Source organism: Agarivorans sp. MS3-6 (assembly GCF_054112545.1).
This window is the reverse complement of record NZ_CM134202.1, coordinates 3,093,280-3,108,306: the sequence shown is the minus strand read 5'-3', so window position 1 is coordinate 3,108,306 and position 15,027 is coordinate 3,093,280. Positions and strand designations below refer to the sequence as shown.

At 44.6% G+C, this 15,027-nt stretch carries 20 protein-coding genes; 5 read left to right on the top strand and 15 right to left on the bottom strand.

The genetic code is table 11. The features are described from left to right. Together ACVFI8_RS14265 and dolP are read left to right on the top strand one after the other, a co-directional pair. The gene (locus tag ACVFI8_RS14265) at window positions 1-591 is read left to right on the top strand and encodes a phosphoheptose isomerase (RefSeq protein ID WP_248712901.1); all 591 of its coding nucleotides are present in this window, start codon (window positions 1-3) and stop codon (window positions 589-591) included. 3 nt (window positions 592-594) lie between these two features. Beyond that, the gene (gene dolP, locus ACVFI8_RS14260; protein WP_457871697.1) at window positions 595-1,167 is read left to right on the top strand and encodes a division/outer membrane stress-associated lipid-binding lipoprotein; all 573 of its coding nucleotides are present in this window, start codon (window positions 595-597) and stop codon (window positions 1,165-1,167) included. A gap of 48 nt (window positions 1,168-1,215) precedes the next feature. Here the strand turns inward: dolP and ACVFI8_RS14255 are convergent, their stop codons facing one another. The 8 genes from ACVFI8_RS14255 to zapE form a co-directional block, all read right to left on the bottom strand. Then, window positions 1,216-1,623, bottom strand: coding sequence for a ClpXP protease specificity-enhancing factor (locus ACVFI8_RS14255; RefSeq protein WP_248712903.1), 408 nt, complete (start codon window positions 1,621-1,623; stop codon window positions 1,216-1,218). Between the two features lie 11 nt (window positions 1,624-1,634). Further along, window positions 1,635-2,270, bottom strand: a complete 636-nt coding sequence (gene sspA, locus ACVFI8_RS14250; RefSeq protein WP_248712904.1) for a stringent starvation protein SspA — start codon at window positions 2,268-2,270, stop codon at window positions 1,635-1,637. Window positions 2,271-2,356: 86 nt separating this feature from the next. Further along, window positions 2,357-3,091, bottom strand: coding sequence for a cytochrome c1 (locus ACVFI8_RS14245; RefSeq protein ID WP_457873830.1), 735 nt, complete (start codon window positions 3,089-3,091; stop codon window positions 2,357-2,359). Next, window positions 3,091-4,302, bottom strand: a complete 1,212-nt coding sequence (locus ACVFI8_RS14240) for a cytochrome b (protein WP_248712905.1) — start codon at window positions 4,300-4,302, stop codon at window positions 3,091-3,093. The genes ACVFI8_RS14245 and ACVFI8_RS14240 overlap by 1 nt, the downstream gene beginning before the upstream one ends. A gap of 1 nt (window position 4,303) precedes the next feature. Continuing rightward, window positions 4,304-4,894, bottom strand: a complete 591-nt coding sequence (gene petA, locus ACVFI8_RS14235) for a ubiquinol-cytochrome c reductase iron-sulfur subunit (protein ID WP_457871696.1) — start codon at window positions 4,892-4,894, stop codon at window positions 4,304-4,306. A 243-nt stretch (window positions 4,895-5,137) separates the two neighbouring features. Next, complete coding sequence (gene rpsI, locus ACVFI8_RS14230; protein WP_248712907.1) at window positions 5,138-5,530, bottom strand: 30S ribosomal protein S9; 393 nt, start codon at window positions 5,528-5,530, stop codon at window positions 5,138-5,140. A 17-nt stretch (window positions 5,531-5,547) separates the two neighbouring features. Then, window positions 5,548-5,976, bottom strand: a complete 429-nt coding sequence (rplM, locus tag ACVFI8_RS14225) for a 50S ribosomal protein L13 (RefSeq protein ID WP_248712908.1) — start codon at window positions 5,974-5,976, stop codon at window positions 5,548-5,550. A 192-nt stretch (window positions 5,977-6,168) separates the two neighbouring features. Continuing rightward, window positions 6,169-7,284: a cell division protein ZapE gene (zapE, locus tag ACVFI8_RS14220; RefSeq protein WP_248712909.1), complete on the bottom strand. Its 1,116-nt coding sequence runs from the start codon at window positions 7,282-7,284 to the stop codon at window positions 6,169-6,171. A gap of 107 nt (window positions 7,285-7,391) precedes the next feature. On the opposite strand from zapE, the gene ACVFI8_RS14215 reads away from it, so the two are divergent. The 3 genes from ACVFI8_RS14215 (at window position 7,392) to degS (ending at window position 10,434) form a co-directional block, all read left to right on the top strand. Continuing rightward, window positions 7,392-7,796: a Z-ring associated ZapG family protein gene (locus ACVFI8_RS14215; protein ID WP_248712910.1), complete on the top strand. Its 405-nt coding sequence runs from the start codon at window positions 7,392-7,394 to the stop codon at window positions 7,794-7,796. Window positions 7,797-7,874: 78 nt separating this feature from the next. After that, window positions 7,875-9,242 carry a Do family serine endopeptidase gene (locus ACVFI8_RS14210; protein ID WP_248712911.1) on the top strand — a complete coding sequence of 456 codons (1,368 nt, stop codon included), beginning with the start codon at window positions 7,875-7,877 and terminating at the stop codon, window positions 9,240-9,242. Between the two features lie 97 nt (window positions 9,243-9,339). Beyond that, the gene (gene degS, locus ACVFI8_RS14205; RefSeq protein WP_457871695.1) at window positions 9,340-10,434 is read left to right on the top strand and encodes an outer membrane-stress sensor serine endopeptidase DegS; all 1,095 of its coding nucleotides are present in this window, start codon (window positions 9,340-9,342) and stop codon (window positions 10,432-10,434) included. Here degS and murA read toward each other — a convergent pair. Genes murA through ACVFI8_RS14170 form a run of 7 tightly spaced genes read right to left on the bottom strand, consistent with a single transcriptional unit; the run spans window position 10,418 to window position 14,945 of the window. Further along, window positions 10,418-11,683 (bottom strand): UDP-N-acetylglucosamine 1-carboxyvinyltransferase, encoded by a 1,266-nt coding sequence (gene murA, locus ACVFI8_RS14200; protein WP_457871694.1) that lies wholly within the window; start codon window positions 11,681-11,683, stop codon window positions 10,418-10,420. The genes degS and murA overlap by 17 nt on opposite strands. Window positions 11,684-11,694: 11 nt before the next feature. After that, window positions 11,695-11,949, bottom strand: coding sequence for a BolA family protein (locus ACVFI8_RS14195; RefSeq protein WP_248712914.1), 255 nt, complete (start codon window positions 11,947-11,949; stop codon window positions 11,695-11,697). A 22-nt stretch (window positions 11,950-11,971) separates the two neighbouring features. Further along, window positions 11,972-12,250 carry an STAS domain-containing protein gene (locus ACVFI8_RS14190; RefSeq protein WP_457871693.1) on the bottom strand — a complete coding sequence of 93 codons (279 nt, stop codon included), beginning with the start codon at window positions 12,248-12,250 and terminating at the stop codon, window positions 11,972-11,974. Further along, entirely contained in the window at window positions 12,247-12,894 is a 648-nt protein-coding gene (locus ACVFI8_RS14185) for an MlaC/ttg2D family ABC transporter substrate-binding protein (protein WP_248712916.1), read from the bottom strand. Before ACVFI8_RS14185 ends, ACVFI8_RS14190 begins: the two co-directional genes overlap by 4 nt. Further along, entirely contained in the window at window positions 12,891-13,358 is a 468-nt protein-coding gene (gene mlaD / locus ACVFI8_RS14180) for an outer membrane lipid asymmetry maintenance protein MlaD (protein WP_457871692.1), read from the bottom strand. The genes ACVFI8_RS14185 and mlaD overlap by 4 nt, the downstream gene beginning before the upstream one ends. A gap of 14 nt (window positions 13,359-13,372) precedes the next feature. Continuing rightward, entirely contained in the window at window positions 13,373-14,149 is a 777-nt protein-coding gene (gene mlaE / locus ACVFI8_RS14175; protein ID WP_457871691.1) for a lipid asymmetry maintenance ABC transporter permease subunit MlaE, read from the bottom strand. Next, window positions 14,142-14,945 carry an ATP-binding cassette domain-containing protein gene (locus ACVFI8_RS14170; RefSeq protein WP_457871690.1) on the bottom strand — a complete coding sequence of 268 codons (804 nt, stop codon included), beginning with the start codon at window positions 14,943-14,945 and terminating at the stop codon, window positions 14,142-14,144. Before ACVFI8_RS14170 ends, mlaE begins: the two co-directional genes overlap by 8 nt. Window positions 14,946-15,027 lie beyond the last annotated feature (82 nt).

The following is a 15,027-nucleotide window of genomic DNA, read 5'->3' as shown; positions in this document are numbered from 1 at the left end:
ATGCAAGAACGTATAAAAGAGATATTTAGAGAAAGTATTCAAACTAAGATTGCTGCTGCAGAAGCACTGCCAGACACCATTGAAAAAGCGACCATCATTATTGCCCATACTTTATTAAATGGTAACAAGCTCTTGATCGCCGGTAACGGTGCTGCAGCAGCGCAAGCCCAGCAGTTTGCGGCCAATCTGGTAAATAGATTTGATACAGAGCGCCCAAGCTTACCCGCCTTAGCCTTAAGCACTGATACTTCGGTACTGTCGGCTATCGCCAATGATTACTCTTTTGACGAAATTTTTGCCAAACAGATTCGAGCCTTGGGGCAACAAGGTGACGTATTAGTTGCGCTATCTGATTCTGGTAATTGCCGTAATGTTATCAAAGCCATGGAGGCGGCGGTAAATAGAGATATGAATATTATCGCGCTTACGGGTAAAGACGGTGGCGAAATGGCAGGTTTACTCAGTGAGCAAGATGTAGAAATTAGAGTTCCCGCAGAACAGAGTATAAGGATCAATGAGGTTCACCTCTTGGCTTTAAACTGTTTATGTGACCTAGTAGATCGTACCTTATTCCCACAACAAGAGGATTAATAGATGTTACGAGTAATCACAGTGATTGCGATAGCGGGAATACTACAAGCCTGTGCAGGGGCTGTAGTGGTTGGTGCAGGTGTTGCCGCTGGAGCTGCCACAGATCGCCGCTCTATTGGCACCCAATTCGATGACCAAACCATAGAGCTGCAAGTATTAAATGCCTTGGGGAAAGACGAACAATTATGGCGAAACAGTAAGCTTTCAGTGGTGGCTTTAAATGGGCGAGTATTAGTGGTAGGTCAAAGCCCCGATAAGAGTAGCGTGAATAAAATCACCCAAATAGTCAGGGAACAAGAAGGGGTTACTCAGGTATTAAATGAAGTAAGAGCAAAGCCGCCTGTCTCGCTTGGCGTTCGTAGCAATGATTCTTGGATCACCACCAAAATAAAGTTCAAGATTTATGAAGACAGCAGCCTTCCCCCAGGAAAAATCAAGGTGATTACCGAAGACAGTGAAGTGTTCTTAATTGGATTAGTAACAGCAGAAGAACAAAAGCGCGCGATTGATATAGCCAGACATGAAACGGGCGTGAGTAAGGTCATAAAAGTGTTTGAAGTGATCGAAAACAGCTAGCCCGACGAGCAATCACAAGAAATAAAAAAAGCGCCTAAGGCGCTTTTTTTATTTAACAATAGTTAACGTCGGCTTCTTCGCCACTTCGGCGGAAGGCGATTCAACTATCTTGTCGTCGCTCTCAACGGGCTCAATGGCTTCATAAGCGGCTTCTGGCTCAAATGCTGTGCCAGCGCCGTTCTCACGAGCATATATCGCAATCACAGCAGCCATGGGTACATACACCTGAAATGGTTTACCACCAAAGCGCGCATTAAAGCCCACGTGGTGTAAGTCCATATCAAATGAAACCACGGCCGACGGCGCTATATTAAGCACAATTTGCCCATCATTAACAAATTGACTAGGTACTGTGACGTTGGCTTGTGTCGCATCAACCACCAAATGCGGAGTCAGCTCGTTATCGAGTAACCAGTCAAAAAAGGCCCGTAAAAGATAAGGCCGATTTGGGCTCATTTCGCTACTCATTAACCTAGAAATCCGTCGCGAATTTCACGTTCAGCGTCAGTTAATGATGCTTGGAAAGACTCACGATCAAAAACACGAATCATGTAAGATTTAATCTCTTTAGCGCCAGTACCTTCAAGCTCAATGCCTAAAGTAGGCAAGCGCCACAATAGTGGAGCAAGATAACAATCTACTAAGCTAAACTCTTCACTCATAAAGTAAGGCATTTCAACAAACACCGGAGCAATGCTTAACAAGCTCTCAGTGAGTTGCTTACGCGCAGCTTCGGCATTGTCGCCTTTCTCGATTTGCGCCACCAGTGTATACCAGTCATTTTTAATTCGATGCATCATCAAACGACTAGAACCACGCGATACCGGGTAAACAGGCATAAGTGGTGGGTGTGGGAAACGCTCGTCTAAGTACTCCATAATGATCTGTGATTGGTATAACACCAATTCGCGATCCACTAAGGTAGGTACCGAGCTATACGGATTCAGGTCAATCAAATCTTCCGGCAAATTGTCCGGATCAACGAGGTTAATCTCTACGCTGACGCCTTTCTCAGCCAAAACGATACGTACCTGATGACTATATAAGTCGTTAGCACCAGAGTATAACGTCATTACCGAACGCTTGTTGGCAGCTACAGCCATTGAACCCTCCAAAAACCATCAAAAATAAAAACACAAACGGCAACAGCATAACTGCTATTGCCGATAAACAATTACTAGCTTAGTACTTAGTGTACGTCGCGCCAGTATTCTTTCTTCAGTAGATAACTAATAATGAAGAAGATAAATAAGAAACCCATTACCCAATAACCAAGGCGTTTACGCTCTAGCTGAATAGGTTCCGCAGCATAAACCAAGAAGTTAACAAGGTCCAAAACTGCGTGGTCAAATTCATCATCACTCATCTCTCCGCTGCCATCAGACTCGATACCAACGTAGATGTGTTGTTCTTCACCATCAATCATTCTTGTTTCGTAAACCGCGTTTGGCACACCCTGTAGTTCTTGCAATACATGCGGCATACCAACACTTGGGAACACTTTATTGTTCACTCCAAATGGGCGGGTTTCATCAACATAAAATGAACGTAGATAAGTATAGATCCAATCTGCTCCACGAACTCGCGCTACCAAGGTTAAATCTGGTGCTGGTGCACCAAACCATTTGGCGGCGTCATCTTCCTGAATGGCATTTTCCATCAATTCGCCGGGTTTTACTCCGGTGAAAATCAAGTTTTGTTCCATTAAGTCCAGAGGAATACTTAAATCTTCCGCTACGCGGTTGTAACGCTGGTACTGAGTACTATGACAACCAAAGCAGTAGTTCATGAATAACATGGCACCGTTTTGCAACGAAGCCTTGTCGCGTAGATCATAATTCGCTTTATCTAAGTGTACATTACCACCAGCGGCCATAGTCAAACTAGGAAGCAGTAGCATCAATGCAATAAATACTGTTCTCATCATTTGGTCACCCTTTCTGGAACTGGCTTAGTTTTCTCGTTCTTACTGTAAATCCATAGTAAGAGGAAGTAACCAAAGTACCCAACGGTTGTGATACGTGCTACCCAAGTTAGCAGCGTTGTCGAAGGCAAAGCGCCTAAAATACCCAAAATAATGAAACAAATTACAAACTGAGCAATATTCAGTTTATGAATGGTACTACGATAACGAATCGACTTAACCTTACAGCGGTCTAACCAAGGCAGCACAAATAGCACTGCAATAGAAAGCCCCATCATGGCTACACCCATTAGTTTATCCGGCACGGCACGTAAAATGGCGTAGAACGGAGTGAAATACCACACTGGCGCAATATGTTCAGGTGTCTTCAGCGGGTTAGCCGCTTCAAAGTTTGGCGCTTCAAGGAAGTAACCACCACCATCAGGGAAGAAGAACATCACCCAACAGAAGAAGAATAAGAAGCCAACAATTGCCGCCAAATCTTTAACAGTGAAGTAAGGGTGGAATGGAATACCATCTTTCGGCCAACCATTCTCATCTTTGTTTGCTTTAATCTCGATACCGTCAGGGTTGTTAGAGCCCACTTCGTGTAAGGCCACGATATGCAAGAATACCAACATCACCAACACTAATGGTAAAGCGATGACGTGCAAAGCAAAGAAGCGATTAAGTGTTGCCCCAGAGATAACGTAGTCACCACGGATCCACAGGGTTAAATCGTCACCGATTACCGGTATCGCACCAAACAGCGAAATAATCACTTGTGCGCCCCAGTAAGACATTTGCCCCCAAGGGAGTAGATATCCCATGAAAGCTTCGGCCATCAATACCAAGAAAATCAACATTCCGAACAGCCACAGCAGTTCGCGAGGTTTCTGATAAGAGCCGTAAATTAGGCCTCGGTACATGTGCAAATACACCACCACAAAGAAGGCTGACGCCCCAGTGGAATGCATGTAACGCAACAGCCAGCCATATTCCACATCACGCATGATGTATTCAACAGAGGCAAATGCACCATCACCTGAAGGGTTGTAATTCATGGTTAGCCAAATACCCGTTAGTATTTGGTTAACTAAAACAACCATGGCGATGAAGCCAAAAATATACCAAAAGTTAAAATTCTTTGGTGTTGGGTACTGACCAACATGCTTATTGTAGGTCTTAGTTAAGGGGATCCGTTCATCGATCCAACCGATAAGTGCTTTCATCTTAAGCCTCTCCCTTATCCATGCCAACCAAAATGGTGGTTTCATCAACATAGTGATGCGGAGGAACAACCAAATTTAGAGGCGCAGGTACGCTTTGGAATACTCGACCAGCCATATCAAATTTTGAACCATGACAAGGACAGAAGAATCCATATTCAACGCCTTGCACTTGTTCACCAAAACTACCTGGTAAATAAGTCGGCGAACACCCTAAGTGAGTACACAAACCAACACCGATAAATAGCTCAGGTTTAATCGAGCGATGTTCGTTGGTGGTGTATTCCGGTTGTTGAGGCTCCTCAGAGTTAGGATCTCGTAACTGGTCACCAATAGTGCCTAAGTTATCGAGAACCGCTTGAGGACGGTTTACCACCCAAACAGGTTTTCCGCGCCATTCAACACGAAGTAATTGTTCAGGTTCTATTTTGCTAATATCCACTTCTACTGGTGCTCCGGCAGCTTTTGCTTTGGCACTAGGGTTCCATGAACTGATAAAAGGTACTGCGGCAAACGTTGCTCCTACACCACCGACAACAGCTGTTGTCCAGGTAAGGAAGCGACGGCGGCCAGCATCGACAGGAGCGTTGCTCATCCAATGTCTCTCCGGTAAGGATCCGCGCAATTATTGTAATTTTCCTTGCGGCATGCTGCACAAGGTAGCGTTTTTCTGCTACAGGTTGCGTTTACTTGCTACTACATAATTGCAGATAAATGCGAACAAAATAGTAATAAAAAACACACAAATTGACAAGGGAAATCAAGGATTTTAACCTTTCAGAATGAAGAAAAGCCCGGCATAGCCGAGCTTTTTGGTAACACGTAAGTGTATTTGCAATTAACGTTTCGAGAATTGCGGCTTACGACGTGCTTTACGTAGACCAACTTTCTTACGTTCAACTTTACGAGCATCACGTGTAACAAAGCCAGCTTTACGAAGTTCAGGACGTAGACTTTCGTCATATTCCATCAACGCACGAGTGATACCATGACGGATAGCACCAGCTTGACCAGTTGTACCACCACCTTTAACGGTAACTAGCAAGTCAACTTTACCTAACAATTCTGTTAGTTCAAGTGGTTGACGAACTACCATACGAGCAGTTTCACGGCCAAAGTAAACTTCCAAAGTGCGGTTGTTTACAGTGATGTTACCACTACCTGCTTTCATGAATACGCGAGCAGTAGAGCTTTTGCGACGGCCAGTGCCGTAGTATTGATTCTCAGCCATTATTAAAATTCCGTAACTTAAATGTCTAATACTTGTGGTTGCTGAGCCGCATGAGTGTGCTCAGGTCCAGCGAATACTTTCAGTTTACGGAACATTGCACGGCCTAGAGGACCTTTTGGCAACATACCTTTCACTGCAGACTGGATAACACGCTCAGGTGCTTTCTCGAGTAACTTTTCAAAGCTAATCGATTTCAAACCACCAGGGTAACCAGTGTGCGAGTGGTAAATTTTACCTTTCGCTTTGTTGCCTGTTACGGCTACTTTCTCAGCGTTGATCACGACGATGTAATCGCCAGTATCTACGTGAGGAGTATATTCAGCTTTATGCTTACCGCGTAGGCGAGAAGCGATTTCAGTTGCGATACGACCCAGAGTTTTACCATCTGCATCAACAACATACCAGTCGCGTTTTACGCTGTCTGGCTTGGCTACAAAAGTTTTCATTTGTATATATAACCCAAAATAACTGTTACACACGTGTTTGTGAAAATCACAAACGTGAAAATAGCCACTCATGGTATCCCTTCGAATACGGAGTAGACTTGATTGTTAGTGCCACCAAATCGGTGACATGTAACGTGGGGTGGCAAGATTATAGGGGAAGTACAAAAAAAAACCACCCTTTATTGCTTTTATTTAAGGTAAATGCTCTCTTTCAAGGTATTCATGTGATTGCATCTCTTGTAAGCGCGATAAACAACGTTCAAATTCAAAGTCTAAGCGCCCACCTTGATACAAGTCTAATAAAGGCACCGCTGCGGCAATAATTAAGGTTACGTTACGCTCGTAGAATTCATCGACCAATGCAATAAATCGACGGGCTGCGTCATCATTGGTCGCCCCCATGGCCACTACCCCCGACAGCAACACAGTATGGTAGAGCTTTGCCAGTTCGATGTAGTCAAGTTGGCTACGCGCGCCCTCGCAGAGCTCGGCAAACTCGAGGTGTAAAACACTATCAGCTTCATTAACAAAACTAATCATTCGTTGATTAATTTCGATTTGACCGAGTTGTTGTCTGGGTTCATTAGATAATTGCAAAAAATATTGAGCGAGGTTTTTCTCCGCTTGTTGATCTAAGGGGTAATGATAAATCTCTGCCTCATTGAGGGTGCGCATCCGATAATCATTACCACCATCAACATTAATAACCTGACAATGCTGTTGAATCAGTTTAATGGTAGGTAGAAAACGTTGTCGCTGTAAGCCATTTCGATAAAGATCTTCAGGAGGAATATTTGAAGTGGCGACCAATGTTACCCCTCGCTCAAACAAGGCTTCAAATAACCTACCTAATAACATCGCATCGGTGATGTCCGACACAAAGAATTCATCGAAGCAAATAACTTCGGCTTCGGCAAACAAGCGCTCAGCAACGATCAATAAGGGGTCACTTTGCCCATCAAGAGTTTTTAACTCTGAATGAACTCGCTGCATAAATCGATGAAAATGCACGCGCATTTTTCGTTCACCAGTTAAACAGCTAAAAAACGTATCCATAAGATACGTTTTTCCACGCCCCACTCCGCCCCACATATACAAGCCTTGAACGGACTGAGTTGAAGGTGGCGTTGTTTTGCCAAAACGCTGTTTTAATGCAGAAAAAAATGACGTTTCAGCTACAGGAGGCAGCGGCTTTTGCGACAGTTGTTCAAACACGACTTGTAGCTGGCTTACAGCGAAAGCTTGGGCACTGTCGTGTACAAAATCACTTTTTTGAAGATCTTGCTGATATTGTTGCTGTGGATTCATCCTTTCCCTATTCCCAAAACCCGCTAAAATAACACCAAAATTGATAGTACCATGTGAACGCTTTCTCAAGTATATTGAAAGTTCATCAAGACCAACAAAGGATTAATATGAGCGCAATTAGCAGTATGATTTTTCTTCTTATTGGTGTCGCCATTGGCTTTTTTCTTAGCCGCATGGCATCAAAGCCAGTTGGCAGCGATGCAAATATGAAGCAAGAGTTACAACAAAACAAAGCCGAATTAGATAGCTACAAAGAACAAGTTCAAGAGCACTTTGCCACCAGCGCACAATTACTCGAAGATATGGCCAAGCAGTACCAAGGTATTTATGAGCATATGGCTAGCCAATCGAAATCTCTAATCAGTGATGACACCGCTCAGCCTCAGCTGTTTGCTGACTACCAAGAGAAACTAGAGTTAGACGAAACGGTTGAATCTAAAGATGCCCAGCCAAAGGACTACTCTAACGAACCTTCTGGTTTATTTACCGAAGCCCAGCGTAAAGCTAGCTAAATCATTGAACTATTTTACCTAAACAGGGTCTTTAAGATCCTGTTTTTATATTGATATTTGTTTATTGAGGGTATCTAAATGAGCATTTCTGCTAACAAATTTGTTATTTTGTTGTTTTCATTTTTCCTTGGCATTAACACCTTTCAGGCCCATGCCGCACTACCAATGTCTGTCGCTGGCGAAGATTTGCCTACATTGGCACCAGTACTTGAACGAGCTACTCCTGCGGTGGTGAATATTTCAGTGGCAGGAACCAAAGTGTCACAACAACAAATACCAGAATTATTTAAGTACTTTTTCGGCCAAGAAGGCGCACCCGATGGCTCCTCTCAGGAAAGACCTTTCCAAGGTTTAGGTTCTGGGGTGGTAGTTGACGCTAACAAAGGCTACGTCATCACTAACTATCACGTGATTCATGAAGCCGATGAGATAGTGGTAACTCTAAAAGATGGCCGAACGTTTGAAGCTGAAGTACTAGGAAGTGACCGCCATACCGACATCGCCTTATTACAAATAGAAGCCGAAGACTTGGTTGATATCAAACTATCAGACTCAGATAACTTACGTGTAGGCGACTTCGCGATTGCCATTGGTAACCCATTTGGCCTAGGCCAAACAGTGACGTCAGGCATTGTCAGCGCCTTAGGCCGTAGCGGTTTAAATATCGAGAACTTAGAAAACTTCATTCAAACTGATGCGGCGATTAACAGCGGAAACTCTGGCGGTGCCTTGATCAATTTGAACGGGGAACTCATCGGCATCAACACCGCTATCATTGCGCCAAATGGCGGTAATATTGGTATTGGTTTTGCGATTCCTAGCAACATGGTGCGCAACTTAGCCGAGCAAATTATCGAGTTTGGTGAAGTACGCCGCGGCGTATTGGGCGTGACAGGTGGCGAACTAAATAGCGATTTAGCTAAAGCCTTCGGCACCGACTCACAACACGGCGCGTTTGTTAATCAAGTCATGCAAAAATCGGCAGCCGATCAAGCAGGCATAAAACCGGGTGATATTATTGTCTCGGTTGATGATAAGCCGGTGAAGAGCTTTGCTGAATTACGCGCCAAAATAGGCACCATGGGGGCAGGTAAAACCATTAAGTTGGGCGCCATTCGAGATGGCAAACCAATCAGCTTTAAGGTGACCTTACAGCAAGCAGAAGAGCAAAATATTAATGCCAAGGTAATGCACCCAGCGTTAGAGGGGGCAAGCTTGAGCTCAACAGCCAAAGGCGCTGAACTAGCCGGCGTAATTGTCAACAAGGTTCAACGAAACTCGAAAGCGGCAAATAATGGTTTCGAAGAGGGTGACATCATTATTGGTATCAACAAAGTGAGAATTGCTAGCATCGCCGATTTACGTGAGCTGCTAGAAACCAAACCCCGCGTTTTAGCTGTCAATATTCAACGCGGCGACGAAAACCTCTACCGCATTATTCAGTAAACGAGGTTTTGAACCACAAAGGCGACTTATATAGTCGCCTTTTCTTTTGTCTCCAGAATGCCCGTGTTATGCTGATAGCCTAGCTGGAGAAGAATAATTGTTATCTATAATCAAGTATTTACTCAAGCCCGCTATCTTCGGTTTAGCGATGGCAATTGGGATATTATTTGCTTTCCCCGAATTTAGGGAAAACAGTAAGCAACTATTAGACGACTATACTGAGACGCCTCTGGTTAGCTATGCGCAAGCGTCAAGGCGGGCAGCTCCTGCCGTAGTAAACATCTATACCCGCAGCTTTCTACAATCCTATGTTAACGTAGATACCCAATTAGAATCTCAGGGCTTGGGTTCTGGGGTGATCATGTCCAATCAAGGCTTTGTGCTGACTAACCTGCACGTTATTGCCAACTCAGACCAAATCGTTATCGCTTTACAAGATGGTCGTATCTTTAATGCTGAATTAGTCGGTGGAGACATGATCACTGATTTAGCGGTACTCAAAATCGATAGCTCACCTGATCTACCAGTGATTCCACAAAATGACCAACTAAGCACTCAAGTCGGTGACGTGGTTCTGGCTATCGGTAACCCTTATAACGTTGGCCAAACCATTACCCAAGGGATTATTAGTGCCGCTGGGCGTAGTGGCATGAGTTCGACAGGGCGACAAGATTTTCTACAAACCGACGCGGCGATTAATCGCGGAAACTCAGGGGGGGCTTTAGTCAATACTCGCGGTGAGTTAGTCGGAATCAATACCTCGGCCTATCATCTAAATGATGCCACTGATACCTATGGCATTAGTTTCGCTATCCCTTTTGTATTAGCCAAGAAAATTATGCTGAGTTTAATCAAGGATGGAACCATCGTTCGGGGTTACTTGGGGTTAGACGGACAAAAAATTACCCCTATCTTGGCTTCTCGGCTTAAATTGAACGAAACCCATGGTGTGATCGTCAGTGGCTTGGATCCAAATGGGCCAGCCGGCAAAGCTGGGATTAAAGCTAACGACATATTGGTAAGCATTGCAGGGGAAGAAATTTCATCGATTAAGGAAGCCATGGATATTGTTGCAGAAACGCGTCCAGGCAGTGAAATAATGGTGAGTTTATATAGAAACGGGCAGCTACTTCAGCTACCCGTTACCGTTACCGAACTAAAATTACCCACTCGACCTACGAGTGGTCGTTAAAGCGAGTGATTTTTGCGCCTAGCTGAGCAAATTTAGTTTCAATGTTTTGATAGCCTCGGTCGATATGGTAAATCCGGTCTACCACGGTTTCACCCTCAGCGACTAAAGCTGCAATCACCAAGCTGGCAGAGGCTCTTAAATCCGTTGCCATTACCTGTGCACCAGTTAAGTGCTCTGAATGCTTACAAATGGCTGTATTGCCCTCTAGTTCTATTTCTGCGCCCATACGCATCAATTCAGGCACATGCATAAAACGGTTTTCAAAAATCGTCTCTGTTACGTGCCCAGTGCCTTCTGCCACGATGTTTAATACCGTGAACTGGGCCTGCATATCAGTAGGGAAAGCTGGATGCGGTGCCGTTTTAACATTCACCGCTTTTAGTTGGCAACCTTGCATGTCTACTTCAATCCAGTCGACACCCGTATTCACCTTGGCGCCAGCTTCTTCAAGTTTAGACAATACCGACTCCATGAGCTTAGGGTCAGTATGAGTACAACGCACTTTACCACCCGTTGCCGCAGCGCCGACCAGATAAGTGCCCGTTTCAATGCGGTCTGGTAAAACACTATATTCGCCACTGTGTAAGTTTTCTACACCCTTGATGACGATAGTATCACTACCAGCTCCTTGAATATCTGCGCCCAAGGTATTTAGGAAGTCGGCTAAATCGACCACTTCAGGTTCACGGGCAGCATTTTCAATGATGGTTTCACCTTCAGCTAAGGCTGCCGCCATCATTAAGTTTTCGGTGCCGGTTACGCTGACCATATCCATAAAGATACGCGCGCCTTTAAGGCGTCCGTCTACGCGGGCTTTAACATAACCATCTTCCACACTCATATTGGCTTGCATCAACTCTAAACCATGAATGTGTAGGTTTACAGGTCGTGCGCCAATGGCACAACCACCAGGTAACGATACGTCGGCTTCGCCGTAGCGAGCAACCAAGGGACCAAGCGCCATGATAGACGCACGCATGGTTTTTACTAGCTCGTAAGGGGCAACAAAGTCATTGGCTTTACCCGCTTTAACGATCACCGTTTCACCGTTTACTTCAACTTCTCGGCCTAGATGCTCCAACATTTTGCAAGTAGTACCAATATCTCTTAGTTGAGGCACGTTATGCAGGGTGACCTGTTCTTCACATAACAAAGTCGCGAATAAGATCGGCAGGGCCGCATTTTTCGCTCCAGAGATCACCACTTCGCCTTCTAGACGACAGCCGCCTTCAATTCTAAACTTATCCACAACAACTCCTACTACAGTTGGCCAAATTTTTGTTGTTTTTGCCATTCATCAGGAGTGAAAGCCTTGATCCCTAAAGCGTGAATTTCATTACTCGCAATGTATTCTTTTAATGGTGCATATACCGCTTGCTGTTTCTTAACGCGCGACAGATCCGTAAACATTGCACCAACAGCAACAACCTGAAAGTGATTACCTTCGCCCGTTACTTGCACATGCTCTAGCTCAAGCGCTTGCATTAATAATTGTTCAATTTGTTCTGGTTGCATGATTACGCTCCGGCAAAGTGCTTTATTCTTCAAATGTCAGCAAGGGCTCAAGCTCATAGAGCTTAAACAATTGCTTGGCTTGATCCGTGCAATGCTTAATCGCTAAAGGATTGCTAGGTTCAGGTTTTAAGGCGGTGATGATAGCGGCTATTCCTGCAGAGTCAATCCGCTTTAAATTTACTAGGTCGAGGCAATCGGCTTCACAAGTACTTAACTGCTCCCAATTGGCGGCGACTTGAACCGCCGTCCAATCACCATTGAGTCGTAAAGTTTGCTGGTCAAATTGAATGGTCTGACTCATGAATTGCTCTCGGCAAGGCTAATGTTTTTTTCTTCTAGTAGAGTAATAACCCCATCTATTCCGTTGGCGCGAATCAAACTATCGAATTCGGATTGCTTAGTCGATAGCAAACTGACGCCCTCGGCAACGAGATCATAAGCCAGCCAACGGTCTTCATTTTTCAGCTTTCTAAACTTAAACTCCAACTTGATGGGCGGGCGTTCTCCATCAATAAACTGCGCCTTTACGCCAATTTTCGTTCTGCCTTCAATCGACTTTACAGGCTCTATAGTAACTTCTTGCTGTTTGTACTGACTCAAAGCTTGAGTATAAGTGCTTACTAAATACTCTTGAAAAGCATCGACAAATCGTGCGCGTTGTTGTTTATTGGTTTTTTTGATTTGTTTACCCAGCACAACAAAGGCGGCATAACGATAGTCAATATGTGGCATTAATTGCTGACGAACCACATCTTCAATCTGGCTCGCCGCGTCTTCAGCGTCTCTGTCTACTTTGGCTAAGCGACTGAATGTTTGCTCAGCAACATAGCTCATTAAGCGATAGGGATTTTGGTTTATCTCAGTAGTTTCGTCGGCCACGGCTACTGCCACGACAAATAAACCGAGTAAGCCGACCAATACACCACTTATTGCTCGCATCATCATTTCTCCGTTACTGAAAATAGAAATTGTCCTATCAACTCTTCTAGTACTAACGCAGATTTTGTATCTTCGATCAGGTCACCATCGTTCAAATTTTCAATATCTTCCATGACAAATCCAGGAGTAAGCCCAATGTATTGCTCTCCTAATAAGCCAGCAGTAAGAATCGATAATGAACTGGTTTCTGGGTAATACCCGTATTTTCGATTCATGCTTAAAGTGACCTTCGGCATGTAATCCTCAACATCAAGGTTAATCGCTTCAACCCTTCCTACAACTACTCCGCCCACTTTGACTGGAGAACGCGCTTTTAAACCGCCGATATTGTCGAACTTGGCATACAAGGTATAACTATCAGTATTGTTTCCAAACTGACTATCAGCAATTTTCAACGACAATACCAATAAGGCCACAATGCCCAACAATACAAACAGCCCTACCGACAATTCTATTTTATTTACTTTCATGTTAATCCCTAAACCTAATTGCCGAACATCAATGCGGTTAATATAAAATCTAAAGCCAATACCAATAAGGAGGCATGTACTACGCTGCGGGTAGTGGCTTGACTAATGCCTTGTGCGCTAGGTACCGCATCATAGCCATTAAACAAAGCGACCCAGACCACGGTAATGGCAAAAACAGCACTCTTAATCATGCCATTGCCGATATCCTGGCCAAATTCAATGGATGCCGCGGTAATCGACCAGAAACTACCGTTATCAACCCCTAGCCATTCAACCCCAACCAGAAAGCCTCCCCATATCCCCACTAAATTAAACATCAAGGTTAATAGTGGCATAGCGATAAACCCTGCCCATAAGCGAGGAGCAATAACCCTTTTAAGAGGGTCAACCGCCATCATTTCCATGCTAGACAGTTGTTCTGTAGTTTTCATCAAGCCAATTTCAGCCGTTAGCGCTGACCCAGCCCTGCCAGCAAATAACAATGCTGTAACTACCGGTCCCAGCTCTCTGAGTAGAGACAAAGCCACCATGGGGCCAAGGCTAGTTTCAGCCCCGAAATCGACCAGTATATGATAGCCCTGCAGGGCTAAAACCATGCCGATGAATAAACCAGAAACTAAAATTATCGGTAATGATTGAACGCCAACCACATAAGTTTGACGAATCGTATCTTTCAGCAACTGTTTGCTTGGCCAAGCGACCAAAGCATGCCACAGCATTAAGCTAGCTCGGCCAATTGCCGACAAGCGCAATAGAGTATTTCGGCCTAACAAAGCAATCAGTTCAATCATTATGATGCCTTAGCGCTTGAGCATAGTCTTCGGCGGGATAGTGAAATGCCACGGGCCCATCCGCTTGTCCCTTTAAGAATTGAGCTAAACGAGGATTAGGGTTGGCTGCGATTTGCTCTACGCTACCCTCGGCTAGCACACGATGGCCATCTACGATAAACACATAGTCGGCGATGCTTAATACTTCGTTAACATCATGAGATACAATTACTGAGGTAAGGTTTAAGCTTTGATTTAGGCCTTTAATTAAGTTGATCAGCACCCCCATCGAAATAGGGTCTTGGCCAACAAAGGGTTCATCATAGAGGATAATTTCCGGTTCTAAGGCTATCGCCCGAGCCAAAGCAACCCGTCGAGCCATGCCTCCAGATAAGTCACTAGGCATCAATTGCGCTGTACCACGCAAACCCACGGTTTGCAGCTTCATCAACACCAAATTACGCAATACAGCTTCTGGTAACTGAGTGTGCTCGCGTAACGGAAAAGCGACATTTTCAAACACCGTCAGATCGCTAAATAACGCGCCACTTTGAAATAGCATGCCGATCCGTTTACGTAATTTGAACAATCCACCGCGACTAAGTTGATGGACATTTTGATTGTCAATTAACACTTCGCCTGCGCTAGGTTGCAGCTGCCCGCCAATAAGCTTGAGCAGGGTTGTTTTACCTATACCACTAGGCCCCATGATGGCGGTGATTTTGCCGGCTTGGATACGCAAGTTTAAGCCATCAAAGATAACTTTGTCGCCGCGCTGAAAGGCCAGTTGTTTTACTTCAATCAAACTATCCGCCACTCCGTGAGCAATCTTGATCGGCTAAGGGGGACATATTATTGAGATAATTGGTGACACTCAAGGTTAAACTCTTCCAATTTGC

What these genes read in the sequence shown, in the direction of transcription:
- rplM (WP_248712908.1), bottom strand. Translation starts at nt 5,976, where the DNA reads ATGAAAACTTTTGTAGCCAAGCCAGACAGCGTAAAACGCGACTGGTAT.
- ACVFI8_RS14265 (WP_248712901.1), top strand. Translation starts at nt 1, where the DNA reads ATGCAAGAACGTATAAAAGAGATATTTAGAGAAAGTATTCAAACTAAG.
- sspA (WP_248712904.1), bottom strand. Translation starts at nt 2,270, where the DNA reads ATGGCTGTAGCTGCCAACAAGCGTTCGGTAATGACGTTATACTCTGGT.
- petA (WP_457871696.1), bottom strand. Translation starts at nt 4,894, where the DNA reads ATGAGCAACGCTCCTGTCGATGCTGGCCGCCGTCGCTTCCTTACCTGG.
- ACVFI8_RS14185 (WP_248712916.1), bottom strand. Translation starts at nt 12,894, where the DNA reads ATGATGATGCGAGCAATAAGTGGTGTATTGGTCGGCTTACTCGGTTTA.
- ACVFI8_RS14210 (WP_248712911.1), top strand. Translation starts at nt 7,875, where the DNA reads ATGAGCATTTCTGCTAACAAATTTGTTATTTTGTTGTTTTCATTTTTC.
- mlaE (WP_457871691.1), bottom strand. Translation starts at nt 14,149, where the DNA reads ATGATTGAACTGATTGCTTTGTTAGGCCGAAATACTCTATTGCGCTTG.
- zapE (WP_248712909.1), bottom strand. Translation starts at nt 7,284, where the DNA reads ATGAATCCACAGCAACAATATCAGCAAGATCTTCAAAAAAGTGATTTT.
- ACVFI8_RS14245 (WP_457873830.1), bottom strand. Translation starts at nt 3,091, where the DNA reads ATGAGAACAGTATTTATTGCATTGATGCTACTGCTTCCTAGTTTGACT.
- ACVFI8_RS14240 (WP_248712905.1), bottom strand. Translation starts at nt 4,302, where the DNA reads ATGAAAGCACTTATCGGTTGGATCGATGAACGGATCCCCTTAACTAAG.
- ACVFI8_RS14255 (WP_248712903.1), bottom strand. Translation starts at nt 1,623, where the DNA reads ATGAGCCCAAATCGGCCTTATCTTTTACGGGCCTTTTTTGACTGGTTA.
- rpsI (WP_248712907.1), bottom strand. Translation starts at nt 5,530, where the DNA reads ATGGCTGAGAATCAATACTACGGCACTGGCCGTCGCAAAAGCTCTACT.
- dolP (WP_457871697.1), top strand. Translation starts at nt 595, where the DNA reads ATGTTACGAGTAATCACAGTGATTGCGATAGCGGGAATACTACAAGCC.
- ACVFI8_RS14195 (WP_248712914.1), bottom strand. Translation starts at nt 11,949, where the DNA reads ATGCAACCAGAACAAATTGAACAATTATTAATGCAAGCGCTTGAGCTA.
- mlaD (WP_457871692.1), bottom strand. Translation starts at nt 13,358, where the DNA reads ATGAAAGTAAATAAAATAGAATTGTCGGTAGGGCTGTTTGTATTGTTG.
- ACVFI8_RS14215 (WP_248712910.1), top strand. Translation starts at nt 7,392, where the DNA reads ATGAGCGCAATTAGCAGTATGATTTTTCTTCTTATTGGTGTCGCCATT.
- ACVFI8_RS14190 (WP_457871693.1), bottom strand. Translation starts at nt 12,250, where the DNA reads ATGAGTCAGACCATTCAATTTGACCAGCAAACTTTACGACTCAATGGT.